General features: G+C 49.4%; 27 protein-coding genes. 10 read left to right on the top strand and 17 right to left on the bottom strand.

What is annotated here, in order from left to right; all coding sequences use genetic code 11:
- Positions 1-4 precede the first annotated feature (4 nt).
- From glgB to FD09_RS05025, 14 genes are all read right to left on the bottom strand, one after another.
- Positions 5-1,996: a 1,4-alpha-glucan branching protein GlgB gene (gene glgB / locus FD09_RS05090; RefSeq protein WP_083487550.1), complete on the bottom strand. Its 1,992-nt coding sequence runs from the start codon at positions 1,994-1,996 to the stop codon at positions 5-7.
- 323 nt (positions 1,997-2,319) lie between these two features.
- The gene (locus tag FD09_RS05085; RefSeq protein WP_057818991.1) at positions 2,320-3,597 is read right to left on the bottom strand and encodes a serine hydrolase; all 1,278 of its coding nucleotides are present in this window, start codon (positions 3,595-3,597) and stop codon (positions 2,320-2,322) included.
- Complete coding sequence (locus FD09_RS05080) at positions 3,584-4,804, bottom strand: sensor histidine kinase (RefSeq protein ID WP_057818988.1); 1,221 nt, start codon at positions 4,802-4,804, stop codon at positions 3,584-3,586. Before FD09_RS05080 ends, FD09_RS05085 begins: the two co-directional genes overlap by 14 nt.
- Positions 4,804-5,493 carry a response regulator transcription factor CroR gene (gene croR / locus FD09_RS05075; protein ID WP_057818986.1) on the bottom strand — a complete coding sequence of 230 codons (690 nt, stop codon included), beginning with the start codon at positions 5,491-5,493 and terminating at the stop codon, positions 4,804-4,806. The genes FD09_RS05080 and croR overlap by 1 nt, the downstream gene beginning before the upstream one ends.
- Before the next feature lie 88 nt (positions 5,494-5,581).
- Positions 5,582-5,944, bottom strand: a complete 363-nt coding sequence (locus FD09_RS05070) for a hypothetical protein (protein ID WP_057818984.1) — start codon at positions 5,942-5,944, stop codon at positions 5,582-5,584.
- A gap of 343 nt (positions 5,945-6,287) precedes the next feature.
- Positions 6,288-7,769 carry an IMP dehydrogenase gene (gene guaB, locus FD09_RS05065; RefSeq protein WP_057818982.1) on the bottom strand — a complete coding sequence of 494 codons (1,482 nt, stop codon included), beginning with the start codon at positions 7,767-7,769 and terminating at the stop codon, positions 6,288-6,290.
- 130 nt (positions 7,770-7,899) lie between these two features.
- On the bottom strand, positions 7,900-8,673 hold the full coding sequence (locus tag FD09_RS05060) for a DUF1129 family protein (RefSeq protein WP_057818979.1): 774 nt from the start codon (positions 8,671-8,673) through the stop codon (positions 7,900-7,902).
- 26 nt (positions 8,674-8,699) lie between these two features.
- A complete protein-coding gene (gene ychF / locus FD09_RS05055) occupies positions 8,700-9,800 on the bottom strand; it encodes a redox-regulated ATPase YchF (protein ID WP_057818977.1) in 1,101 nt (366 codons plus the stop codon).
- 58 nt (positions 9,801-9,858) lie between these two features.
- The gene (locus FD09_RS05050; RefSeq protein ID WP_057818975.1) at positions 9,859-10,104 is read right to left on the bottom strand and encodes a DUF951 domain-containing protein; all 246 of its coding nucleotides are present in this window, start codon (positions 10,102-10,104) and stop codon (positions 9,859-9,861) included.
- Between the two features lie 24 nt (positions 10,105-10,128).
- Positions 10,129-11,001 carry a ParB/RepB/Spo0J family partition protein gene (locus FD09_RS05045; RefSeq protein WP_057818973.1) on the bottom strand — a complete coding sequence of 291 codons (873 nt, stop codon included), beginning with the start codon at positions 10,999-11,001 and terminating at the stop codon, positions 10,129-10,131.
- Complete coding sequence (locus tag FD09_RS05040) at positions 10,991-11,758, bottom strand: ParA family protein (protein ID WP_057818971.1); 768 nt, start codon at positions 11,756-11,758, stop codon at positions 10,991-10,993. The genes FD09_RS05045 and FD09_RS05040 overlap by 11 nt, the downstream gene beginning before the upstream one ends.
- 15 nt (positions 11,759-11,773) lie before the next feature.
- On the bottom strand, positions 11,774-12,772 hold the full coding sequence (locus FD09_RS05035) for a nucleoid occlusion protein (RefSeq protein WP_057818969.1): 999 nt from the start codon (positions 12,770-12,772) through the stop codon (positions 11,774-11,776).
- An 11-nt stretch (positions 12,773-12,783) separates the two neighbouring features.
- A complete protein-coding gene (rsmG, locus tag FD09_RS05030; RefSeq protein ID WP_057818967.1) occupies positions 12,784-13,545 on the bottom strand; it encodes a 16S rRNA (guanine(527)-N(7))-methyltransferase RsmG in 762 nt (253 codons plus the stop codon).
- Between the two features lie 89 nt (positions 13,546-13,634).
- Entirely contained in the window at positions 13,635-14,213 is a 579-nt protein-coding gene (locus tag FD09_RS05025; RefSeq protein WP_057818965.1) for a GNAT family N-acetyltransferase, read from the bottom strand.
- A gap of 367 nt (positions 14,214-14,580) precedes the next feature.
- On the opposite strand from FD09_RS05025, the gene FD09_RS05020 reads away from it, so the two are divergent.
- The 3 genes from FD09_RS05020 to FD09_RS05010 are packed head-to-tail and all read left to right on the top strand — an operon-like array spanning position 14,581 to position 16,048.
- Entirely contained in the window at positions 14,581-14,970 is a 390-nt protein-coding gene (locus tag FD09_RS05020; RefSeq protein WP_420806839.1) for a DUF4430 domain-containing protein, read from the top strand.
- A 10-nt stretch (positions 14,971-14,980) separates the two neighbouring features.
- Complete coding sequence (locus FD09_RS05015) at positions 14,981-15,508, top strand: ECF transporter S component (RefSeq protein ID WP_057818962.1); 528 nt, start codon at positions 14,981-14,983, stop codon at positions 15,506-15,508.
- A gap of 3 nt (positions 15,509-15,511) precedes the next feature.
- Positions 15,512-16,048 carry a cob(I)yrinic acid a,c-diamide adenosyltransferase gene (locus tag FD09_RS05010; RefSeq protein ID WP_057818957.1) on the top strand — a complete coding sequence of 179 codons (537 nt, stop codon included), beginning with the start codon at positions 15,512-15,514 and terminating at the stop codon, positions 16,046-16,048.
- 275 nt (positions 16,049-16,323) lie between these two features.
- On the opposite strand, the gene FD09_RS05005 is transcribed toward FD09_RS05010, so the two are convergent.
- The gene (locus FD09_RS05005; RefSeq protein WP_057818954.1) at positions 16,324-16,752 is read right to left on the bottom strand and encodes a hypothetical protein; all 429 of its coding nucleotides are present in this window, start codon (positions 16,750-16,752) and stop codon (positions 16,324-16,326) included.
- Positions 16,753-16,918: 166 nt separating this feature from the next.
- On the opposite strand from FD09_RS05005, the gene FD09_RS05000 reads away from it, so the two are divergent.
- The 5 genes from FD09_RS05000 (at position 16,919) to FD09_RS04980 (ending at position 22,466) form a co-directional block, all read left to right on the top strand.
- Positions 16,919-17,476, top strand: coding sequence for a CvpA family protein (locus FD09_RS05000; protein ID WP_057818953.1), 558 nt, complete (start codon positions 16,919-16,921; stop codon positions 17,474-17,476).
- Positions 17,477-17,556: 80 nt separating this feature from the next.
- A complete protein-coding gene (locus tag FD09_RS04995) occupies positions 17,557-18,246 on the top strand; it encodes a type 1 glutamine amidotransferase (protein WP_057818951.1) in 690 nt (229 codons plus the stop codon).
- A gap of 640 nt (positions 18,247-18,886) precedes the next feature.
- Positions 18,887-21,175, top strand: coding sequence for a 5-methyltetrahydropteroyltriglutamate--homocysteine S-methyltransferase (gene metE / locus FD09_RS04990; RefSeq protein ID WP_057818949.1), 2,289 nt, complete (start codon positions 18,887-18,889; stop codon positions 21,173-21,175).
- A complete protein-coding gene (gene metF, locus FD09_RS04985) occupies positions 21,153-22,028 on the top strand; it encodes a methylenetetrahydrofolate reductase [NAD(P)H] (protein ID WP_057818947.1) in 876 nt (291 codons plus the stop codon). The genes metE and metF overlap by 23 nt, the downstream gene beginning before the upstream one ends.
- A 75-nt stretch (positions 22,029-22,103) precedes the next feature.
- Entirely contained in the window at positions 22,104-22,466 is a 363-nt protein-coding gene (locus FD09_RS04980; protein WP_057818945.1) for a DUF1801 domain-containing protein, read from the top strand.
- Positions 22,467-22,517: 51 nt separating this feature from the next.
- Here FD09_RS04980 and FD09_RS04975 read toward each other — a convergent pair whose 3' ends face one another.
- Positions 22,518-22,838 (bottom strand): hypothetical protein, encoded by a 321-nt coding sequence (locus tag FD09_RS04975; protein ID WP_057818943.1) that lies wholly within the window; start codon positions 22,836-22,838, stop codon positions 22,518-22,520.
- Between the two features lie 179 nt (positions 22,839-23,017).
- Complete coding sequence (locus tag FD09_RS04970; RefSeq protein ID WP_057818941.1) at positions 23,018-24,475, bottom strand: NCS2 family permease; 1,458 nt, start codon at positions 24,473-24,475, stop codon at positions 23,018-23,020.
- Between the two features lie 251 nt (positions 24,476-24,726).
- Between FD09_RS04970 and FD09_RS04965 the strand changes: the two genes are divergently transcribed.
- Both FD09_RS04965 and FD09_RS04960 read left to right on the top strand, forming a co-directional pair.
- A complete protein-coding gene (locus FD09_RS04965) occupies positions 24,727-25,203 on the top strand; it encodes a DUF2975 domain-containing protein (protein WP_057818939.1) in 477 nt (158 codons plus the stop codon).
- 13 nt (positions 25,204-25,216) lie between these two features.
- Positions 25,217-25,429 carry a helix-turn-helix domain-containing protein gene (locus FD09_RS04960; protein WP_057818936.1) on the top strand — a complete coding sequence of 71 codons (213 nt, stop codon included), beginning with the start codon at positions 25,217-25,219 and terminating at the stop codon, positions 25,427-25,429.
- Positions 25,430-25,473: the final 44 nt, after the last annotated feature.

The following is a 25,473-nucleotide window of genomic DNA, read 5'->3' as shown; positions in this document are numbered from 1 at the left end:
GAAGTTAAACTTCCTTCTCTCCCTTCTGACCAATACTCCCAATAGATCCTGTTTTTTTAGCGGTATCGTGATCCAACAGCACTGGATGGACCGCCACGGGTGTCAGGATCAACGCACTCATGGCGGGCAAGATCACTTCCACCGAATCGGGTTCGCTCTTGTAAGGCTCCCCGGTGGTCATGAACTCACCCTGATCCTTCGTCCACGTCCCGCCATATTCTTTCATTTCGGTATTCAGTAATTCGCGATAGCGACCGGCAAACGGTACTGGTACCCGGTAATGTTCCTTTTGAATTGGCTCCAAATTGAAGGCAAATACTAAGAAATCGTCGGCGGTGCTGCTGCGGCGGGTGAATGTTAATGTCCCACTTTGTGGATCATCTGCATTCGTAATCTGAATACCTGCCGGATCATGGTCAAGTTCATAAAAAGCCTTGTCTTGCTTGTACAAGTGATTCAGGTGGGCGGTGAAATGCTGCATGGCCCGATTCATCGGATCCTGCAAATCTTTCCATTCCAGCTGACTCCAGAACCGCCACTCCAGAAATTGGCCCCATTCACTCCCCATGAACAGTAACTTCTTCCCTGGATGGGCGATCAACCAAACAAACATTGTGCGCAGATTGGCAAATTGGTTATACCGATCCCCAGGCATCTTGTGCATCAATGACTTCTTACCGTGGACCACTTCGTCGTGGGAAAATGGCAGGATAAACTGTTCATCATGCATGTACATAAAGCTGAACGTCAACAGGTTCATGTGATCTCTGCGGTAAAGCGGATCCATCTCAAAGAATTTCAACGTATCGTTCATCCAGCCCATGTTCCATTTGTAATTGAACCCTAAGCCGCCGGTATTGACTGGCCCAGTCACGTGGGGAAACGCGCTGGCTTCTTCCGCAATCATCAAGATATCGGGATGATATTGGAAAACCACTGTGTTCAACTTTCTGATAAATGCTAGTCCCTCGAGATTGCTGTTATTCCCATACTTATTCACGGTGCCCTCTTTGCCGGCATCATAGTCCAGATACAACATATTCGACACGGCATCGACCCGCAAACCGTCCAAGTGACACTCTTGCAGCCAGTACATCGCACTGGACACCAGGAAGCTTTGCACCTGGGCCTTGCCGAGATCAAAGTTCCAAGATCCCCACCGGACATTGTTTGCTCGGTTAGGATCCGCGTATTCGAATGTGGGGGTACCATCATACTCAGCCAGCGCATCCATATTACGAATGAAATGCCCCGGTACCCAATCCATGATGACCCCAATATTGGCTTGATGGAATTTGTCAATCATGGTCATGAACTGCACCAAAGAACCAAAGCGGCTGGTGGGTGCAAAATAACCCATCAACTGATATCCCCAAGAAGCATCCAGCAAATGTTCCATTAGCGGCATAAACTCGACATGTGTATAACCCATCTTGTGTAAGTAAGGAATCATGTGATCCGCCAACTCATCGTAGGTTAAATACGAATCATCATCATGCCGCTGCCAGGAACCGAAATGCACTTCATAAATATTGATCGGATCGTGGAACACATTTTGACTGCGGCGCTTCTTTAACCAAGTGCTGTCATGCCATTGGAAAACAGGTCGATCCAACACCACTGAAGCATCACCTGGTTTATGCTCATAGCCTAACGCATAGGGGTCGATTTTAACAGCTTGTGTACCGTCTGCTTGAGTCACGACCACCTTGTATAGGTCATTTACTTTGCACGCATCGCTCTCGCCAACCCACCAGCCGGTCTTAGCCAGCTTGGTCAATTTGAGTGTGGGTTCCCAATCCGTAAACTCACCCATGATCGCCACCCCCTGGGCATGGGGGGCCCACACGGTAAAACGAAATGTATCTTGCTGCGGGGCGACTCGGCGGCACCCCAATACGTCATAGCTCTGGTAATAGGTGCCGGTGTTAAAGAGATACGCAAACTCTTCTAATTTAGTCAGATCTGTTCGCACACCGCCCATCCTTTCCTTCATTGACTCATCCCATGAAGCTTAAACAACTGAAAAATTATTCCGATAATCCCAAATAAATCCCCACATTTAGTCCCACTGTTGATTATACAGAGAAACGACAAGAACTGTACACGAAAAGCCTTACAGCTTTGGTCCATACCAATTAACGCGTAATCGGTACAACCGCGTCGTGACTCGTTCTCCTCTAGTGTAACAAACCACAATGTCACTGGGAAAGAAAATACACTATTAGTTTCAAAAAGCACTAAAAAAGCACGCCCTCTCCCGTTTTTCAACAATTCGGGAGAAAACATGCATATTTTGACAAATTATGATCTAGATTATTAGAAGAGTTGGCCTAACCACGCAAAGAAACGTTCAATCACGTTCAGTTCTGCCACATTCTTGGTGGGCGCAAGCGACACATTTGCCTGTTTGACGCCGGGCAGATAGCCTAATGCATCATTTTGCAGACTGATACTGGCCACCTGTTTTCCTTTCGTCACCGGCGCAGTAAGACTCAGCTTCTTCGGCACGGCGGCCACTGGTGTCACAAGAATCCCGTTGCGCTGCCAGCCAACCACTGATTGACTCAGTTGTAATGGCACCGTGGCTTGTTTTCCATCAGTGACTTTCACCCGTTGCGACTGGGTATTCTTGGCTGTTAATGTGACTGGCTGCCATTGTTGGACGACGGTCCGTAATAATGCCGCCGTCGCGGTGAAACGTTTGTTGTTATCTGTGACCGCCCCATCGGCATGCATCACCACGCTGACCAACCGGCGCCCGCGCCAAGGCATGGTGGCGACCAGACATTGACCAGCCAAATCCGATGTGCCTGTTTTTAACCCATCAATGGGTAAATCGCTTTGGGCTAAAGAGTTCCCAGTCAACAACGCATTCCAATTGGTCATGGCAAAGTTCTGGGTGGCAGTGACGGCAAAGTTGCGATGAACCACGGCAGTGTCTTGCAATACCGCGGGGTAATCAGTCAATAAATGCCGGACCACAACACCAATATCGGCAGCACTCATCTTGTTTTCCCCGTCGGCAGGTGTATCCGCCACCCGCAGACTCTCGGGAATCAAACTATTATTCAGGCCGCTAGTGGTATATATCGCGGCATCACGGATACCCCATTCATGTAAATGGTTTTGCATCTCTTGAATGAACGCCTTCTGGGATCCAGCTAATTTGTTGCCCAATAACATCACCGCCACGTTAGCAGAATAGATCCACCCGGCATCATAGAGTTCTTTAACAGTATAGGGTTTGCTTGCCAATGGTACATTGGACAGCGCTGTATCTTGACTCAGTTTGATTTCTGCGGCATTGGGGGTGACCGTCTCATCCCACTGCAGACGCCCATGACTGATGGCTTCGCGGATCAAATATAAACTCATGATCTTTGTGAGTGACGCCAAAGGGTACGCCGTTTTATCATCTTTAGCTGCCAATATCTTACCGCTGGTCAAATCAAACACGACCCCAGAACGGGCAGCAATCGGAATGTCTGGCGCATTACTGGCCGCTTGAACTGTGGGAGCCGCTAAACCGACGGCAGTCAATAGAATCATTAACCAAACAATGAACGCGGGCTGCCAAGTGTTACGCTGAGACATGAGTACTCCTCTTCCTGTTTTCCTTGTGCTGTTCTTCCTGTTGAGCAATGACCGCGGGTTTTTCCACTTTTTTCCCCGGTGCCATCGGCAGATACATGACGAAACTGGTCATCTTGGCGTCTGAAGTGGCATAAATATAGCCGCCGTGCAGCGCCACAATACTTTGGGCAATGGCTAACCCCAAACCGGAACCGCCAGTCTCTTGGGATCGCGACTCTTCTACCCGATAAAAGCGGTCAAATAAGTGACTCAGGGAATCGTTCGGAATCTCTTGCCCGTCATTGGCTACTTTAATGATAATTTCTTGACCCAGCGCTTCGGCAGTAAGCCAAATATGAGTGGCGCCTTTACCATATTTCAATCCATTGACCAGTAAATTATTAAATACCCGCACCAGTTTTTCCGGATCGGCCGTCATAATCAGCGGATCGGGTTTCGTGGTCACAGTAATCTCGACATTTTTCTTCTCTGCTTCCAATTCAAAACTGGCCGCCAACTGTTCCAGCAGATTCGTCAATGAAAACTCAGAAGTATTCAAATGGGTACCGGTTTGGCGGACCTTGGTATATTCAAATAAGTCATCCACCAACACTTTCATCTGTTTCGATTTGACGTAGGCAGTATGACTATATTTCAGCAACTCGTCTTCGGATCGATACTGTTTGTCTTCAATCAGTCCCAGATAGCCGATAATCGAGGTCAAGGGCGTGCGAATGTCATGACTCACGTTAGAAATCAGTTCATCTTTGGATTTTTCAATCTGCCGTTCTTCCTCCATCGACTGAACGGTGAAATCGACTAAGGCATTGATCGAGTCAATGACCTTTTGCAAATCTGTTTTAACCACAAACGGAATCCGATGACCCAGATGGCCCTCGGCAATGTAGTGCAATTCCACAATGACGTGGCGCATCTGAATTTGATGGTACCGTCGAATGAGTCGCCACCAGACGACAATGGCATCAAAAATCGCCATGAAGACGACAAAGACCCATTGCCAACTCCATAGTTGTAAATTGTTATTTTGGTTCAAACCAATTTTAAGCAGCCAAATACCATCTTGAACTTGCTGGGAACGTCCCACCATTTGGGTAAACAAGACCAGGACGGCAAAGTTTAAGAGGATCATGATCATGACGGTCACGATACCTTCAATAATTAGTTCACTTTTTTCACGTGCAGTTAATTTTACTTTTTGTCCAGTCATTAAGCCTCGACCTTGTAGCCCACGCCCCAGACGGTTTGAATGACCTTCTCACCATCTGTCGCTTCTTCAATCTTGTCCCGCAAGTGACTGACGTGCACCATCACCGTCTTCGCACTGACAATCGACTCCTGCTGCCAGACGCGCTCAAAGATTTCATCGGCAGAAAAGACGCGGTTGGGGTGGCTGGCGAGTAAGTACAAAATGCCAAATTCCAAGGCGGTCAACTGGATTGTTTTGCCCGTAAGGGTCGTCACTTCATGGGAATCCTTATTAATATTCAACGGTCCCACAGACAAATCTTCAGGTTCATCATTGGTCACTTGACCAGCAGAACGCCGCAACAGCGACTTGACCCGGGCCATCACTTCCAAAGGATTGAACGGCTTGGCCACATAGTCATCCGCACCAGTAATCAACCCTTTAATCTTGTCCATATCTGCAGTCTTCGCAGACACGACGATAATCGGAATCTGAGAATCTTTACGCACTTCTTTGATGACATCGATACCTGACATGTTGGGCATCATAATGTCCAGGATCATCAGACCAATATCGGGATTGGTGGCCAGCTTGGTCATTGCCTCCTTACCGGAATACGCCAAGACAGAATCATAGCCCTCGTTTTTTACATAAATATTCAGCAATTCTACAATTTCTTTATCGTCATCCACAATTAGTATTTTGGTCATAAAAGCACTCCGTTCACCTTAGAATAAAATCACTGTTTTTATGATAGCAAACCAAGATTAAGAAAAGCTGAAGACGACTCAAGTAATTTCACTCGCCCTCAATGTCTGCCAAACGATCCAGCCCTTTTTGCAAATCAGTCATCGTGATCCCCGCAGCCGCCCGCTTCTCTGGCGTCAATCGCGTCAACGCATCATACAGCCACAGGCCCAATTTAACATATTCATCGGTTTCCATGGCATATTGAATCTTCAAAAACTTGCTTAAGGCGCCCTGATAATCTTCCTCTGTCAGCATCTTGCGAAAACTCTCTTGGTAGGGCAGCGGCGGCTTATCTGCCGGAAAAATCACTGCCGACTCCGGATCCCCCTCGGCGCGCTTACCCAAAATATACCCCATACTCCCTGCAATACCTTTAATCTGCCGCAGTAGAAAGTCTGTTTCTTCAGCCATGTTGAACACTCCTTCAAGATTCAAGATAAAGAATGTGATAAAAGCACATTGGATCGTGACATATCTAGTGCCAATGCGGAGCAAGCGAAGGTGGCAGGGGGCTCAGCCGTGCAAACCACACCGCACGCGGTTTTTGCGCGCGGATGTGGTTAGGCGTCTTGAAGACCGCGCACTTTGCGGGCTTCAAGCGCCGTCACAGCGTTCCAGCCCCCCTGCCACCGTAGCTTGCGGAGCATTGGCACGGCCGGCAAGGACAACTCTTCCCCTGTTACTGCCATTGTATCCTAGTTTTGCAGGCAAACAAAAACCGTTGCCTGCGATAAGACAACGGTTTATTAAAAGATTAAGCCCGACTATAATTCGGTGCTTCCTTGGTGATCTGCACATCATGCGGATGACTCTCCCGCAAGCCCGCGTTCGTGATCCGAACAAATTGCGCGTTGTCCCGCAGGCTGGCCAAGTTTTCCGCCCCCACATAACCCATGCCAGACCGGACGCCGCCCATCATTTCATACAATACATCAGCGACAGCACCCTTCGCTGCTACCCGGCCTTCGATACCTTCCGGCACCAGTTTCTTCGTTTCGTGCACCCCGCTTTGGAAGTAACGATCAGAAGAGCCTTGGGCCATGGCTGCTAAGGAACCCATGCCTCGATAGGACTTGAAGCGGCGGCCTTGATAAATTTCAAACTCGCCCGGAGCTTCGTCGGTGCCAGCCAGCATACTGCCCAGCATGACGGCCCAGCCACCAGCAGCTAAGCCCTTGACAATATCACCGGAGTACTTGATTCCCCCATCGGCGATGATGGCCTTGCCGCGTTTGCGGGCTTCTGTAGCTGCGTCATAAATGGCGGTAATCTGGGGAACCCCAACACCGGCAACAATCCGTGTAGTACAGATCGAACCGGGGCCGATGCCGACTTTGACAATATCGACGCCAGCATCGAATAATGCGGCCGTACCTTCGGCGGTGGCAACATTCCCGGCAATCAAGGTCTTGTTCGGGAAAGCGGCCCGAATTTCCTGAATCTTCTTCAACACACCAGCGGAGTGACCATGGGCAGTGTCGATGATGACAGCATCCGCGCCTGCCTCAAACAGTGCGCTGGTCCGTTCCATTGTGTCTTTGGTCACTCCGACAGCACCAGCAGCAAGCAGGCGGCCGTGACTATCTTTGGCAGCCTGGGGATAGTTTTTCACATTTTCAATATCCTTGATCGTGATCAACCCGCTGAGGCGGCCATCGTTATCAACCAACGGCAATTTTTCGATCCGATGTTTCTGGAGAATCAGTTCTGCTTCGTCTAAAGAAGTCCCGACTGGTGCAGTCACCAAGCGGTCTTTAGTCATGACGCTATCGATGGTGACAGAGTAGTCATCGACAAAACGCAGGTCCCGGTTGGTGACGATGCCGATCAATTGGCGAGATTCTTCGTTGTCCACGATGGGCACGCCGGAGATGTGATACTTTTGCATCAAGGTATCGGCGGCTAGCACCGGCCGATCTGCGGTTAAGAAGAACGGATCAGTGATGACGCCGCTCTCACTACGCTTAACTTGCAGCACTTGGTCCGCTTGGGCCGTGATGGTCATGTTCTTGTGAATGACCCCCAAGCCGCCCTGCCGGGCCATGGCGATGGCCAACGGGGCTTCTGTCACGGTATCCATACTGGCCGAAAGAACCGGAATGTTCAGCTTCAGGTTATCAGCCAACTGTACGGACAAATCCACATCCCGCGGTAACACATGGCTTTCCGCCGGAATCAATAACACATCGTCGAACGTTAACCCTTCTTTGGCAAACTTGGTATCCCAATTAGACATCGACTATACCTCCAGAAATTTTTACCTTGTAGAATAACAGGAACAATTCGAATTGTCAACACTGCATTGATAAATAAAAAACGAACGATTGCATATGAAATGTAATCGTTCGTTAATTGTTAATCCATAATTATTTGCTTGGCCGCGGCGGTAAGCTCGGCGCGAAAATCGAGTCTTTGACGTGGAAATAACGGCGGAATACATACCGGCCACCCAAAGCAATGGCTGCAAAAATAATCAGCCCTATTGGCGGCAGGATCGGATTGATCACAGCCGGAATAAATGGTGCCAGTCCCAACACAGCGAAAACGACAACGATCACAAACATGACGTAAACAATTGTCTTGCCCATCTTAGGTCGTTCACCCTTGGGAATGCGCATATAGTCATTCAATTTAGTCAACGCAAAACCCCAGATGATAGAGATCATAATGATGCTGATCAACCCCCCGGTGGATCGATTGGTGGCGCTGGATGTCTTGGTAAACATACCCACGATGCCGTACATCCCTGCTAAAGCGCCCATAAACATCAAAGTGCTGTCCGTGAGTTTCTTCCAGAATGGCGTCTTTTGAACCGGCGCCGGTTTATGAATGATACTGTTGGCTTTCACTGTGGGCGCACCATACAACTGGTTGGCCGGTGTGCCGCGGCGCTGGGCCTTCAAAATATCCGGCAGCAGCGGCGCCATTTCTGTATCAATCTTTTGGTCTGAATAGCCCTCATCGCTTAATAACTTCCGCATCTTGAAGACATAATCGCTATTTCGTTTGGACAAGTTATCGGTGATTTCTTGCACACTCATGGTATCGATCTGTTTGTCCATTTCTTCTAGTTTACTTGAATTTGCCACCCGCTCCTGTTGCTTATCGTGGGCTTGGGCGTTACGTTCCCGTGGATCCAATTGCACACTCTCCTCATTGCTACGCATTAAACGTTGAACCGGAACTCAATGATGTCGCCATCTTGTACCAGATATTCTTTACCTTCCAACCGTAACCGGCCGGCTTTGCGGACGGCTTCCATGGAACCATACTTATCTAAATCACTGAATGAAACAGTTTCAGCCCGAATGAAGCCTCGTTCAAAGTCGGAATGAATGACCCCAGCCACTTGCGGTGCCTTCATGCCTTTGTGGAATGTCCATGCTCGGGTTTCAGGACCACCAGCGGTGAAGAAGGTAGCCAGGCCCAGCAAGTGGTAAGACGCCCGGATCAAGCGATCCAAACCGGATTCTTCGACGCCCTCTGCCTCCAAGAAGTCCTGCTTATCCGCATCGGGTAATTCAGCGATTTCTTCTTCTGTTTTGGCAGAAATTGCAATGGCTTCCGCATTGTCTTTGGCTGCGTAATCTTTTACAGCTTGATAATACTTGGATTGATCTGGGTCGGCCATGTCGTCTTCGGCGATGTTGGCCACATAGAGCACCGGCTTGGCGGTGAGCAGGAACAACCCCTTCACGATCTTTTGCTCATCCTTGTTGAATTCGATGGACCGGACTGAACCGCCCTCTTCAAGGACAGGCTTAATCTTTTGCAAAACCGCAAACTCGGCGAGGGCTGCCTTATCCCGGGTCTTAGCCACTTTTTCAACCTTGGAATACCGCTTGTTCACGGAGTCCAGATCGGCGATACTCAATTCCAAGTTGATGGTTTCAATGTCGTCCACCGGATCCACTTTGCCGGTGACGCTGGTGATATCATCATCATCAAACGCCCGCACAACATGGACGATGGCGTCCACTTGGCGAATGTTCTCCAAGAACTTGTTACCAAGGCCCTCACCCTTGCTGGCGCCTTTGACAATCCCGGCAATATCCGTGAATTCAAACGTGGTGTGGACAATTTTTTTAGCCGGAATAATCTCATCAATCCGGGCTAACCGTTTGTCGGGTACTTCGACCATGCCCACATTGGGGTCAATGGTCGCGAAGGGATAGTTGGCCATTTCGGCCCCGGCCTTCGTAATTGCGTTGAACAATGTAGATTTGCCCACATTGGGCAAACCCACGATACCTGCTGTTAAAGCCATTGCAAAATTTACCTACCTTCATCAATTATCATTCGTTGCGGTGGATGAGCAATCCGGTTTAGGGCTTTGTGTCATCCAATGGCCGCGGTTGTACATAATGGGGCTCATTAGCCACATCCACCGCCGCGGCAGTAACCAAAACCTTCTTCATTTTCTTCGTGAATTCTGTGCGGGGCATCATAATCATGTGTCCACAGCCCATACATTTCACCCGAATATCCATGCCCAGGCGCAAGACTTCCCAGCGGTTGGTCCCACAGGCATGAGGTTTCTTCATTTGTACCAGATCACCAAGGGCAAACACATTCTGGCCTCCTTCGTCAATGCGTTAGTCGTCTAAACTGATCGAGAGCATATCCAGGATCCGGTTCAAGTCATCTGTGGAAACATAGGGAATTTCAATGCGTCCCTTGCCGGCTTTGCCTTCCTGAATCGCCACTTTGGTTTGGAACCTCTCCCGCAATTGTTTCTCCGTGGCCGCCACAAACTTGGAACGGTGGGGCTTGGCAGTCCGCTTTTGCGGTTGTGTGTGATTCATTTCGCTGACCAATTTTTCCAGTTGGCGAACAGTCAAGGATTCTTTGATCGTCTTTTTGGCCACCGGAATAATCTGGGTCTTGTCTTTCAAGCCCAAAAGTGTCCGGGCTTGACCCATGGACAATGTACCATCCGCCAATTGGCTCTTCACCGGTGTTGGCAAAGACAGAATCCGTAAATAGTTGGCAATATAAGGTCTGCTCTTGCCTAACCGTTCGGAGACTTCTGCTTGCGTCAGATGCAGGCGTTTGAGCATCATGTCATAGGCTTCGGCCTCTTCCAACGGATTAAGGTCTTCCCGTTGCAAGTTTTCCAAAATGGCCGCCTCCATCATGGTGCTGTCGTCCAATTGCCGAATAATAGCTGGAATCGTTTTCTTCTGGGCAATCTTAGACGCCCGCAAGCGCCGTTCACCGGCGATCAATTCATAGCCGTTGACACTTTTGCGCAAAATGACCGGTTGTAATACCCCATTTTGGACGATTGAGTGCGCCAGTTCCTGCAACCCCTCATCGGTAAACCGTCGCCGTGGTTGATACGGATTCGGTCGAATATCCGCCACCGGCAGTTCTTCCACCATTTCTTGCGCCTTATCGGCGGCATCCATATCGGCGAACAGGGCATCAATGCCCCGGCCGAGTCCTTTACGTTTCTTAATCGCCATAGCGGCGCACCACCTCTTTTGCCAATTCCCGATAGGCTTTTGCACCCCGAGAACTGCTATCATAATCAATAATCGACTCCCCGAAGCTCGGAGCCTCTGCTAACCGCGTTGCCCGCGGGATCACAGTCTTGAAAACCTTGTTTGCAAAGTGTTGCTGCACTTCGCTCACCACTTGCGCAGACAAATTCGTCCGGGCATCAAACATCGTCATTAATACACCCAAAATATCCAAATCTGGATTAAAGTGTTTGCGCACTAGGTCAATGGTTTGCAACAGTTGGCCTAAGCCCTCCAATGCATAATACTCGCTTTGGACTGGAATCAGGATCTGGTCGGAGGCCGTGAACCCATTAATCGCCAACTGCCCCAATGAAGGGGGACAATCAATTAAGACATAATCATAATCGCCCAACACCGGCGCGAGACCGCCTTTAAGCCTAGTTTCTCGGGCAATTTGAGTCGTCAACTCCACTTCCGCCCCAGCCAGTTGCAATGTGGCCGGTACAATATCTAAACCCGTCCGAGACGTGTGTTTGATAGCGGGCGCCAGGGGCGCTTCGTCAATCAGTACCTCATAAATATCATGGGTGATGTCGCTCTTGGCAATGCCGACCCCGCTGGTAGCGTTCCCCTGAGGGTCAATATCCACCAACAAGACCTTGCTGCCCATTTCTGCTAAAGCGGCACCCAAATTAATGGCGGTCGTCGTTTTTCCCACGCCGCCCTTTTGGTTGGCTACTGCCACTACTTTTGCCAAACCGGCACCCTCCCCTTACGCTTCATTTTCTGCTGATGCTGATGCTTTAGATGATTTTTTGGCGGCTGATTCTTCTTTGGTGGCCACCGTAATCGTAATATGGTGACCAGCGGCATCATCGCTTTCTTGAATCGTGACCGGAATACCGGCCTCACGCACCATGGCAACAGATTTTTTGATCGTATTGATGGCCACCCGGGGATCTGTATTATGCGCACTGATCGGTTTGCGTGTCTTCGGTTTGGCCGCAGTCGGCTTATCGGACACATTCCCCTCATCTGGCGCCTGAGCCGGAACCGGTGCATCACCCATTTCAGCCGGTGCTTCCATCCCCTGGGCGACAGGTTCTGGATGTAATAAATGATCGACTAACTCTTCGGTCTCTTTCACGTTGAGATTGTCCTGCAGCACTTTATGCAACGCCAACTGCTGCTGAATATCTGACAACGCCAAGAGCGCGCGGCCATGCCGTTCGGTGATCTCGCTATCCATGATGGCCTCTTGAGCAGCCTCTGACAGCTTCAACAGGCGCAGTTTATTGGCCACAAAAGATTGAGACTTACCCAACTGTTGGGCCAAACATTCTTGGGTCAAATCGTTCAGCTTCATCAAAGCCGCATATGCCTGAGCCTGCTCAATGGGCGATAATTGTTCCCGTTGCAGATTCTCAACCAACGCCATTGAAGCCGTTTCTTCGTCATTCATTTTTTGGACGATTGCCGGTACCTCTTGCCATTGTAATTGTTTCACCGCACGAAAGCGGCGTTCACCAGCAATGATTTCATAGTGGTGCGGTTCATACTCGCGCAATACAATGGGCTGCAGCAGGCCGTGATCCTTAATCGTACCCGCTAACTCGGCAATCCGGCTTTCGTTGAATGTCTTGCGCGGTTGAAACCGGTTGGGCACAATCGCGTCCACCGGGACCATGATCACTTTATTCACGGTCTGTTTATTTTGTTCTGCCTGTTTTTCTTTTGACTGATCGTTTTTTTTAAAGAAAGAAAAAGCCATAAATATAATGCCTACTTTCGTGTTCTGGTAATGGGGGCTGATTTTGCTGCCGTTAATGGTTCTGCATGCGGCGTCCCCGCCCGCCGCGGATATCGTTTCGGGGTATGGCGTGTTTTGCGATAGACCAAAATGTGGCGCTCACCGGCATCTTCAGGTAAGGTCAAAGCCACATCGTTTTCCAAATGGGCGCCTAACTTATTGAGGGCATAGGTGGCATCGGCTTCTTCGCCGGCGGCGCCACTACCCTTCATCGCCACAAAAATACCGCCCGGCTTCACAAAGGGTACCGTGAGCTCTGCTAACACGTTCAACGGGGCCACTGCACGCGCAGTCACGACGTCAAAAGCTTCCCGGTATTGACTGCGCTGATTCCCGGCATCTTCCGCGCGAGCGTGGATTAAGGCGACTGGCGTCAGGTCCAACTCGGCAACGACATCGTTCAAGAAATTAATGCGTTTTTGGAGAGAATCCAAAATTGTTAAAGATAATTGCGGAAAAGCGATCTTCAGCGGAATACCAGGCAACCCAGCTCCAGAGCCCACATCCAGTACGCTCAACGGGTTCGTTTGTAATTCAGGAACGGCCTGAACCAGGGTCAATGAATCAAAGAAGTGTTTCAGATACACCTCGCCCTCCGCCGTAATGGCGGTGAGGTTCATTTTTTCATTGGCTTGGACCAATAATTGGTAATATCGATGAAAGGCTGCTATTTGGTCCGCCGATAACGAAACACCGTTCGTAGCCAATTGTGCTTGAAAATTTTCCGGGGTCATTTTTATCCTCCGCTGCTGGCTTTACCGTGAAACACAGAATGTTCCACATTCCTCAACTTTACATGACTGCGCCTTGAATTGCAAGGGGTTTAGGGCTGCTTGGGCAGGCGAAAACCGGGGCGCTGGCGCAGTGTGCTAAACGGCACAAATGCGGCGAGGGCTTGATTGCCTGCACGCAATTGTTTCGTTAACCAGATGATGTCCCACCATTGGCTGAACTTGTAGGCAAAATGGGGGAAGACGGCTGCCTGGGTAAAACCGCGGCTTGTGTGAAAATCCAAACTGCGCGCATTATTGGCTGTGATACAGGCACTGACATTGACCACATGCTGCATCGTCAGTATTTTGGCCATCATGTCGTAGAGGGCACTGCCGACGCCATGGGTCAGATCGTCATGCCGCACATAAATGGCCAGTTCCACAGACCAGTCATACCCAGTCCGAAGACTGTAGGCCCCAGCGTAGGCGTAACCGAGTACGTCATTATCTTCTGTAATGGCAATTAAATACGGGTAGCGGGTCAGGTTTTGGGTCATCCGATAGGCAAAGGTGGTGGCATTGGGTGCGGTACAGTCCATGGTGACCACCGTGTGATCCACGTAATATTGATAAATCGGGGCCAGCGCATGAGCATCTGAGGGTTCAGCAATGCGGATCTGAAAAGCCATGACGATCACTTCTTTCGATTAAGTATTTCGTTACCAGTTTAACCGCATTAATAGGTAGATACAAACGCCAAGAAAGAGGAAATACATTTTTTCTAACCACAACATATTGATGTAAAGCAGCAATCAATATACTATATCTAGTCTGCTTTGCAATTCTTTATTGAAGGAGTTGTCATTAACAGGATGGGGACTATGATCAAGGGACTATTGGACTGGTGGTCAAGACAGATTGCACTAGGCGGGCATGCCCGGTAAAGTAGAGAGGGCGGAGCCGACCGGTTACACAAGTTTCGGTAATGGTCCAGTCCACTACCGCCATGCCAAAGCCGACTGATAAGTAAACGATACAGAGGAGTGATTTTTTGTGATTAAGAAGTTTTTCCGGTTATTGACGATTGCGATGACCTTCACCCTTTTATTGGCAGGGTGTTCAACGGCCAGTTCGAATGCAGCTAAGAAGAGCAGCACTGAGAATACAGCGACCGTGACGTATACGTTGAAACAGAATAATAAGCAGTTTGCTAAAAAGACGGTGACAGTGAAGAAAACGGCGACAGTACTGACTGGGTTAGAGAAGGCTTGGACTGTGAAGCAGTCCAAGGGTTTTGTCACGACGATTGATGGCAAAAGTCAGAATCCAGTGAAGAAGACATATTGGCTGTATACGGTCAATGGTAAGTCCGCAACCAAAGGTGTGACTCAAACCAAGGTAGCCAATAAGGATAAGATCGTCTTTTCGCTGACGCCGACGAAATAGGTGATGATGAATGACCACTGCCCGGAATAGGACGCGGCAAGTTACCCTGCTAGGCATTTTGACTGCGCTCTGTGTCGCCCTGCGCATCGTGAAGATCCCATTCCCTAACGTGCAACCGGTGACTGATATTTTGATGATCGTCACGCTTTTATTAGGCGTCAGTGCCGGTTTGCTGCTGGCCGTCAGCACGATGGTCATTTCCAACATCTTTTTGGGGTTCGGTTTGTGGACTTTGCCCCAGATTGGTGCTTATGCGCTATGCATCTTGCTGGTGGCTTTGGTGAAATGGCTGTTGCCGCTGACCCGGTGGTTTTGGTTGCAGTTGGTGATTGCCACCGCACTGGGGTTTGTCTACGGTTTCCTGATCTCCATTGGTATGGCGGCGATTGGCAGCCTCGGGGGTGTTGGTTTTTGGGCGTATTACTTAGCGGGGATTCCCTTCGATGCTTACCATGCCGTGGGCAATCTCCTGTTTTATCCATTATTGATAAAGCCGCTGACCATCACGTTGAAAAAATATTGGGAACGGGAGGTCTAAAGATTGAAGATATATACGAAAACTGGCGACAAAGGCACCACCCGGCAAATGACCGGACAGTTTGTGCCTAAGTATGATCCGCAAATTACGGCGCTGGGGAACCTGGACGAGTTGGATTCTTGGCTGGGCTATGTCGCCGCCATCGCTCCCACTGATACTGCATGGGTAGTCCCCACCCTCCAAGACTTGCAACGCCAGCTCTATGAACTGCAAGCTGATATCAGCGTCCCCCGCCACGATACAATCCGGGAAAGCGACGTCGCGGCCTTGGAACAGTCCATCGATAAAATGATGGCGGCGATGCCAGCGATTAAAGCTTTCATCCTTCCTGGTGGGACCCCTGTGGCGGCTGCTTTACAATACGCCCGCACAATCGCTCGCCGCGCCGAACGAGCTGTGGACGAGCTTAACGACCACGGCCAATCGCTACCGGCACCCGTCTTACATTATGTTAACCGGTTGTCTGACTATTTCTTTGCGTTGGCCCGTTATGTCAATTGGCGAGCTGATCGTGAGGAGACGTTGAGTCAGCAAAAATAAGACATATAAAAAGGCGGCTCCCTGATTTTGAACAGGATGCCGCCCTTTTTAATCGCGTTGTTTTTCGTAAACGGGCTCCGCCGACCAGAAGCTAGGAGATAAGAGCGGGCGGGCATAAAACCTAAGACCGGGTTTTCTGTACTCCCCGCAAACGGGCTCCGCCGACCAGAAGCTATGTCAGAAGGCAGGACCGGCAAAAAAACCTAAGTACGGGTTTTTCTGCCGGTCCTGCCTTCTGACGCCGCTTCTAACCGGTCGGCTGCGCCCTCTACCCTCTAGTCAGCCGTTAACTCCCGATTCGGCTTGCTCTTATCCTTCTTAGCCTCTTCGTTCATCTCGTCAACCCACTTCTTGGCATGCTCAACCGCCTCATCGTCGATCTGCTGCCAGTTATCGTGCTTGGATAACTGCACCACATATTCATCCGGGCTGTCGTTAAACACACTGCGATTGTTCAATGTAATATTGTATTCGTCAAAACGATACTGATCACCGAAATGCCGGATCTGCAGTGTGAAATAGCCAGATTCATAAGTGTGCGTATTGTCTGGTTCTTGGTAAAGGACTTGCAGTTGACGATCTTTGTCCTTAAATTCGAACTGCTTTAATACCTTCAACAACTTTAGATAATGAGTGTGCAAATCCGCCAACTGAGCATCACTCAGATCGTCGTCAAAGGCGATCTTCTTACCTGCTAATTCCATACTGCCATCTTCTCTTTCGATATAGTCTTGCAACTTTCATTCTAACAGGAAAGAAGTTTCATGCAAGAGAGTGCGAACGACTGGGGAGTTCATCGGTCCTAGGTCCCTTTTACCGAAGTACATTTCGTGGTGCAATAAGGAAGCAACCAAAGAAAGGAATTTGGCTATGCTGATTAACATTGTCCTCGTGCTTATTTTCGTTTTTGCCATCGTGCGCGGCTGGTCTCGCGGGATTGTCGCCCAACTCTTCCATTTAATCGGTTCCCTAATCGTGTTCTTTATCGCCTGGTGGTATAACAAACCTCTTGGCCAATGGCTGGGCAGCGTATGGAGTCAAAACCATCCCGCTGACACTGCTTTTGCTGGTGCCGCGGGCAACGTCATCGCATTTTACTTAATCATGACGCTGGGCGGACTATTCATCTGGTGGATCACCCGCAAAACCCGCTGGGTCACGCATTTCCCAGTGATTCACCAGATCAATGCTCTCTTAGGTGCGGCGCTTAGCCTCCTGGTCACAGTCATTTTTATCACCCTAACTTTGGCCGTGCTCAGTCATTGGCCAAACAATGATATCCAAATCCAAATTTTGAACTCTTCCATCGCCCAATGGTTGCTGGTTCAATCCCAGGCCATTTGGCAAGACGTGCTGGCCTGGCTGTTCCACATTTCTGCCAGCGATTTGAGCACTGGGCTATCCGTACTTTTTGGTCAATCCCTATAACGAGTGCGCCTCAAGTGCATCGCGGGGGAATTCGTGATAGAGTACAATCAATGTAGAAACGTTAAGGAGGCAGGCACCACATGTCAGAACCAATCAAAATCGCGTATTTATACGAAGACTTGATGAATACTTACGGTGATTCCGGCGATGTCAAAATTCTTCGCTATTTGCTGAAGGAGCGCGGATATGACACCACCGTGACCAATGTCAGTCTAGGCGATGAATTCAACGCCAACGATTACGACTTCCTATTCTTTGGCGGCGGCCAAGACTTTGAACAAACAGTGGTGGCTAAGGATTTGCAACGGCATCGTGAAACCATCAAGAATTACATTGAAGCCGGCAAACCCATGCTGTGCATCTGTGGCGGCTATCAATTCTTGGGTACCTATTACAAGATGAGCGATGGAACCGTCATCAACTGCCTTAACATCCTCCCTTTGCACACTGTCTTCAAGGCCGATGCCCGCATGATTGGGGATACCAAATTCATCACCCAATTCGGTCCCGCTCAAGCCTTCGAAAATCACTCTGGCCGGACTTATTTTGACGACAAAGAAAAGCTTAAACCCTTCGGCACCATGGTGGAAGGCTACGGCAACAACCCCGAAGATGGCGTCGAAGGCATGCGCTATAAAAACGTCATCGGCAGCTACTCCCACGGCCCGCTGCTTAAAAACCTCAACATCGCCAAAGGCATCGCCGACCTAATCGTTCAAAACCACCAAAACCGCGTGGCTAACGACAAAAAGGTAGCTGTTACTGCTTAATAATATTGACTAAGGGTGGCCTGCATTTCATTTCGAAGAATGCACTGTCTCTGAATGTCATCTATGACTAGTGCCAATGCGGAGCAACCGGAGGGTGGATGGGGCTCAGTGGTGGAAACCGCAATAAACTTGCCCCGATCCTGGGCAAGTTTATATGCGGTTAGGCGACTTTGAGACCGCGCCCCTCAGCGGGCTCAAAGCGCCGTCACCACGTTCCAGCCCCATTCACCCGCAGGTTGCGCAGCTTTGGCACGGCGGATAGGCTTCCAATTTATTTCACCTAATTCCTTGACAAGAACATTTTTTATTTGTATGCTACGTTCAACATTTAAAAGCGATGAAGATGAGTAGCTGCACGGACCGTTCTCCAGAGAGTGACCACATGGTGCGAGGTCATAACGGAAAGTCAGTGAACATGGTCTTGGTGACGCGGATCGGTGAGCTTTTGCAAATCGATCATGGGGACGCCCATTATAGCGTTTAGGTCTCGCCCATATTTAGGCCGGACCGAGTGAGGCAGTGTTTGCGAGAACACTGCGAAACCAAGGTGGTACCACGGTAAGCCGTCCTTGGCCGTTACAAAATTTTGTAATGGTCAAGGACGGCTTTTTTCATTGCCCAACAATTTGGAGGAATTCATATGACGACAACAATTATCGGTTATCCCCGTATTGGCGAAAAACGTGAATTGAAATTTGCGACCCAGAAGTATTGGAAACACCAAATCACCGCGGATGAACTCAATACCGCTGGTCAGGAACTGCGCCAACACCACTGGCAAACCATCCAAGCCGCAGGGATCGATCAAGTCCCCACTGGTGACTTCTCTTTCTTCGATACGACCTTGGACACGGCCGTATTGCTTAATTTGATTCCTGCTCGTTTCAAAAAATTAGCATTGGCCCCGTTGGATGAATACTTCGCACTCGCCAGAGGATATCAAGGCGTTGCTGGTGATGAAAAGGCGTTGAGCATGAAGAAATGGTTCAACACCAACTATCACTACATTGTCCCAGAATTCGACAACGATACCGAGATTCGGGCCCAAGGCACCAAATTGTTCGAGGAATTTCAAGAGGCCAAATCGTTGGGCATTAATGCCCGCCCTTCTCTGATCGGTCCTTACACCTTATTACGGTTAAGCCGTTTCCTGGACGGCCGTACCCCGGACGACTTTTTACCATCCTTAGCAGCCGCCTATGCCGAAATCGTCACCCGGTTACATGGATTGGGCGCCGATTGGATTCAATTAGACGAACCAGCGTTGGTTTACGACCAGGATGCCCATGATTTGGACCGGTTCACCCAACTGTACGACACGATTTTAACCGCCAAGGGCACTAGCCGGATTCTGTTACAAACCTACTTTGGTGATGTCCGCGACTCCTACAAGCTGATCAAGACACTCCCATTTGATGGTCTTGGTTTGGACTTTGTTGAGGGACCGGAAAATGCTGCCATCATAGAACAAAACGGCGTGCCAGAATCGCTGACCCTGTTTGCAGGGATTGTCAATGGGAAAAATATCTGGCGTACTAACTATCAACAGTCCCTGGCTTTCTTGGCCAACTTAAATCGGCTGACGGACCACGTTGTTTTGTCCACTTCATCCTCACTACTCCATGTTCCTTACACTGTCCGACATGAACACCATATTTCCGAAGATGAGAAAAAATATTTGGCATTTGCCGAGGAAAAATTGACTGAATTAGTGGAAATCGACCATATCCAAGCAAACGGCACTGACACTCTTGCTTATAAGGAGAACACCGCCTTGTTCGCAGTGCCTCGTTATGCCGAGAACAAAACACTGAATGCCAAGATTGCTGCACTGACTCCAGCTGATTACCAACGGACACCAGAACGGGCCACTCGCTTAGCCATTCAAGCAAAGGAACTGAATCTGCCCGTTCTGCCCACCACAACGATCGGCTCCTTCCCACAGACCGCCGCGGTCCGCCGCAATCGGGCCAAATTCCGCCGTGGCGAAATCGATGAAGCGGACTACACTGCCTTCAACGAAGAAGAAACTAAGCGCTGGCTCAAATTCCAAGAAGAAATTGGGTTGGACGTCCTGGTGCATGGTGAATTTGAACGCAACGACATGGTGGAATACTTCGGTGAACAATTGGCCGGGTTCCGTTTCACCGATAACGGCTGGGTGCAATCCTATGGCACCCGGGGCGTTAAGCCGCCGATCATTTGGGGTGATGTTGCTCGGACCCACCCCATCACCGTCGATACCACCGTCTTTGCCCAGAGCCAAACCGATAAATGGGTGAAAGGCATGCTCACTGGGCCTGTGACAATTCTGAATTGGTCCTTCCCCCGAGAAGATGTCCCCAACAAACTCTCGACAGAACAAATTGCCCTGGCCCTGCAAGGGGAAGTATTGGATCTGGAAAAGCACGGTATCAAGATTATTCAGATTGACGAACCAGCGTTGCGGGAAAACTTGCCGTTGCGGCAAAGCGACTGGTATCGCAAATACTTGGATTGGGCCGTTCCTGCTTTCCGCTTAGTCGCCAGCAAAGTGCAGCCCACCACGCAAATTCACACGCATATGTGCTATTCCGAATTCGGCGATATTATTCAGGCCATTGATGACTTGGATGCCGACGTGATTTCTTTTGAAGCTTCTCGAGCGGACTTTACCCTATTGGACGTGTTAAAAAAGGTGAACTTCCAAACGCATGTGGGTCCTGGGGTTTACGACATCCACTCCCCCCGAATTCCTTCAGAAAGTGAGATTGTGGACATTATCCACCATATTTTAGAAAAACTCCCTGCAGAAAATATCTGGATCAACCCAGACTGTGGATTGAAGACCCGGGAAGAACCGGAAACCAAGCAAGCATTGATCAATATGGTTGCCGCCGCTAAACAAGTGCGCGAGGAATTAGCCCATGAAAATCAACCAACTCTTTAAGGAAAAAACGCGGCCGGTAATTTCTTTCGAAGTTTTCCCACCTCGGAAAAATGCCACCGCGGCATCTCTCAAGCGAATGGGTGAAACCCTGGATGTGCTCAGCGGCCTGCACCCCGATTTTGTATCGGTGACCTTCGGTGCAAACGGCACGATCCAGCAAACGGGTTTAGCGACAGCGAGTTATATCCGGAAAACTTATGGCATCGAAACGGTAGCGCACCTACCCGCCGCTCAATTAGCGGCGCCCCAAATTCACCAACTGCTGGCCGACCTAAAAAATCATGGCATAGAAAATATATTGGCTTTGCGCGGTGACATTCCCGCCAGCGGCCGGGTCAGTAACGATTTTCCTCATGCGTGTGATTTAGTCCGTTACATCCATGAATGCGGGGACTTCAATGTTTTGGGCGCATGTTATCCTGAAGGCCATCCGGAATCACCCGATCTGCCGACTGATATTCACTATTTGAAAGATAAGGTCGATGCCGGCACCAGCCAGTTGATCAGTCAACTGTTTTTCGATAATCAGGTCTTCTACGACTTTGTTGATCAGGCCCGTGCCACTGGTATTCAAGTGCCGATCGAAGCCGGCATCATGCCCGTCATCAATCAGCACCAGATCGAACGGATGGCAACCATGAGCGGCGTCGCGCTACCGGAGAAATTCACCACGATGATGGCCCGCTTCCAAGATAATCCCGCCGCCATGCGTGAGGCCGGTATTGCGTATGCAGTGGATCAAATCATTGATTTATTGGTACATGGTGTGGACGGCATTCATCTTTACACGATGGACAATGCGGACGTGGCCAAACGGATTTTTGCGGCTACGGAACAGGTCCTCCACGCCTAAGTTTCCCAGAGATTGCCCCGCACCAATCCCGCTTTAGCGTTATACTGAAGGTATAGTGATTTAAGGGGGCATACTATGCCAGAGAAACCAGACGTTAAGGACGTGCCAGATTATCTCAATCAAGCCAGTGTGGATGCACGCGGATTATTGACCGCTTTGGATCGTTTCATCACCAAGGAATGGCCAGGGGCGGAACGCGTAATTAAATACGGCCAACCATTCTATAAATGGAACGGCCAGCGGATCAGCATTGCGGAGTATCAAAAACACGTATCCGTTTCATCTAATCAGGTCCTGCCCAAGAAACTCGCGGCTGCTTTTGTCAATGGCGGTTACGAGGTCGGCGACAAGCGCGTCAATATTGCCTTTCATCAGGATATCCCAAAGGAACTGCTGCACCAATGGTTCCAAGAGATTATTGAAGCTAATAAGTTGTAAGCAAAAAACGAGGTTCAGCAATTTGCTGGCCTCGTTTTTTTAATGTCATCTTCAGTATTTTTCGGAGGAAACCGAAATTTTATGGGCTTGATCAATCGTCACGGTTACCCGCCCAATATGAGGATAGCGCCAATGCATCACCTGCCGATGGTGAACGGTGTCGATGACTTGACTGTTAGGTTCACCGAGTTTGTCCACGACTGCTTGGCGGTGCATAGTCTGGTGGTGGAGCTGATGGGCTTGCCGGCGAACTTGGGTGAAGCGCGCCTGGTTAGGATTGTCTTTTGCGCCTGCGCTGTGCAAGCGGATGAGTGTGAGGGTACAGAGCAAGATGATGGCGAATACGCTGAGCCAGCGGCCGATATGACGCATATGGACGATCCCCTTTCGTTATCTATCGTACTGAAATAGGTATCCTTGTGCGCTAACAGTTTTGCAAGATAGAAATTGGCGCTGCCACCGTGCCAAAGTTACGGTTGAAATCGGCTTCAGAATAGCAAAAAGCCCTGTGGGAAAATTTCCACAGGACTACTGATGCGTTGTTTAGGGTGCTAGATAATCGCCAATACCACGAAGTTAGCCACAAAGAGGATCGTGACGACCCAGAGGATCGGGTGGACATCTTTGGCTTTGCCGGTGATCAGTTTGATCAGGCAGTAAGTGATGAAGGCAGCAGCGATGCCGTAGGAGATGTTGTAGCACAGACCCATGAAGATAGAGGCCATGAAGGCTGGGATGGCTGCAGTGATATCAGTCCAATCGATATTCTTGAAAGATCCAAGCATTTCAATCCCGACCAAAATCAAGGCCGGTGCGATCGCTTGGGTCGGCACGATGGAAATAATCGGTGCAAAGAGTGCACTGATTAGGAAAAGAACGGCGACCGTGACGCTGGTCAGCCCCGTCCGGCCACCAGCTCCGATACCGGCACTGGATTCGACGTATGTTGTGGTATTAGAGGTACCAAAGATTGCCCCAATAGAAGTGGCGATGGAATCAGCGAACAAAGCCTTATCCATTTTGGATGAAAAGCCCTTGCCGTTTTCCATATCCGACATATCTTTGTCTGAAAAGATGCCGGTCCGGCGACCGGTACCGATGAAGGTTCCTAACGTGTCGAAGGTATCCGAGAAACTGAACGCAAAGATGGTCATCAGCACCAACGGTAAGCGGCCAGTGGAACTAAATAACGAGCCCATCCCAGGATTGCCAAAGGCAGCGCCGAAAGTGGTCCCTAATTGGTGGAAGGCATTACCCAATGAATTCGCACTGGCCAGGTGCAGGTTGGTCACCCCCATGGGAATGCCAATAATAGTGGTCAAGATAATGGTAAGGATGATGGCGCCTGGGACTTTTTTCACGACTAGAATGATCGCGATGAATAGACCGATTAATGCTAATAACGCACCAGATTGTGTGAAGTTAACCAGTGCTGGAACGATCCCGCCATTGGAGACGACTGAGGTGACGCCGCCTTTGAAGTGGGTAGCTGCTGCTGAATACGGTTTTTCATTGATTGTGGCAATGCTGCTGGCATCGCTCGTGAATTGCAGGATATTAGCGTTCTTTAAACCAATGTAGGCCACAAAGACACCGATCCCCGCACCCATGGCATGTTGCAGAGCTTCGGGAATGGCCGTGATAATCATCTTCCGGACTTTGGTCACGGTAATGGTGATGTTAATCAAGCCACAGATGAAAACCAGGGCTAACGCCTCTTGCCACTTGAAACCAAGGGCGAAAACAACAGTATACGTAAAGAAGGCATTGAGCCCCATCCCAGGTGCCAGTGCATAAGGCACGTTGGCAAACAAGCCCATGAAGGCAGTCCCGATGACGGAGGCGACAATGGTGGCCAGAAAAACGGCCTGACTGGGCATGCCAGTTTGCGATAATACGGATGGATTGACGAACAAAATATAGGACATCGCGAAAAATGTGGTGACTCCAGCCAAAATTTCACGACTGGTGTTGGTATGATTCTCCTGAAGTTCGAAGAAGTTGTCCAAGATATATTCCTCTTTTCGAATTGATATGCCTATTATACCGATTGATTTCAGATAGAACAAGCCAATTTTGGAACGAAAATATATTTTTCGTTTTTATTGTTCGTGTTTTTATTGGATGCTTGGTCACGCAAACCCGAACAATCAATGCTGCCGCCTTGTATTTATCGCTAATTAATAAATTTTTATCGTTTATCAATAACAGTCTGTGAGATACTAAATGATGAAAAACACGAAAGAAAGTTGGGTTAACCATGAAAATACGTTCTTGGTTGTTGCAATTAATGTTGGTGGCTGCTTGTTTGGTAGTGACTCTTTTTGCCGTCTTCTTATTCCCTCGGTTCCCCGCCCGGTTGTATCAAGTTTATGGAAATCAGATAACGGCATGGTTTTTTGGCGCCGGAATCTATGGGGCTGCGGTGAGCTTTTATGTTGCAGCTTGGCTGGCTTCACGATTACTCTTTGCCGCTGATCACAATCAGGCCTTCACCACCCGCGTGGTCCAATTGCTGCGCTGGCTAAAGTGGTCGACCGCAGCAATGACATTGGCTATATGTGGGACTTTGCCGCAAATTTATGTGGCCACCCAGAGTGAAGATGCGCCGGGGATGATGCTCATTGGTCTTTGCTTCACGGCTGTTCCTCTGGTTGTCACCATTTTCTTGGCAATTTTGCAGCGGCTGTGGCAAACCGCGTTGCAGTACAAGGAAGAAAACGACTTGACAATATAGGAGGGCGCAAGCAATGGAAATTCAAGTGACCTTAGACATGATGCTGCTCAAACGCCATATGACCTTGACTGAGTTGGCCGCCGCCGTGGACATGACCATGGCCAATTTATCTATCCTTAAAACCGGAAAAGCCAAGGCGATCCGATTCTCCACCTTGGCCAAGCTTTGCGCAGCTTTAGACTGCCAACCCGGGGATATTTTAGTCTACGATAATTCCCACTTTTGACAGTCCTCTCAGTTGTGTAATCGGCTACTTTCCATTAATATTAA

The organism is Schleiferilactobacillus perolens DSM 12744 (assembly GCF_001435585.1).
GTDB classification, from domain to species: domain Bacteria; phylum Bacillota; class Bacilli; order Lactobacillales; family Lactobacillaceae; genus Schleiferilactobacillus; species Schleiferilactobacillus perolens.
This window is presented reverse-complemented; position numbering and strand designations above follow the sequence as displayed.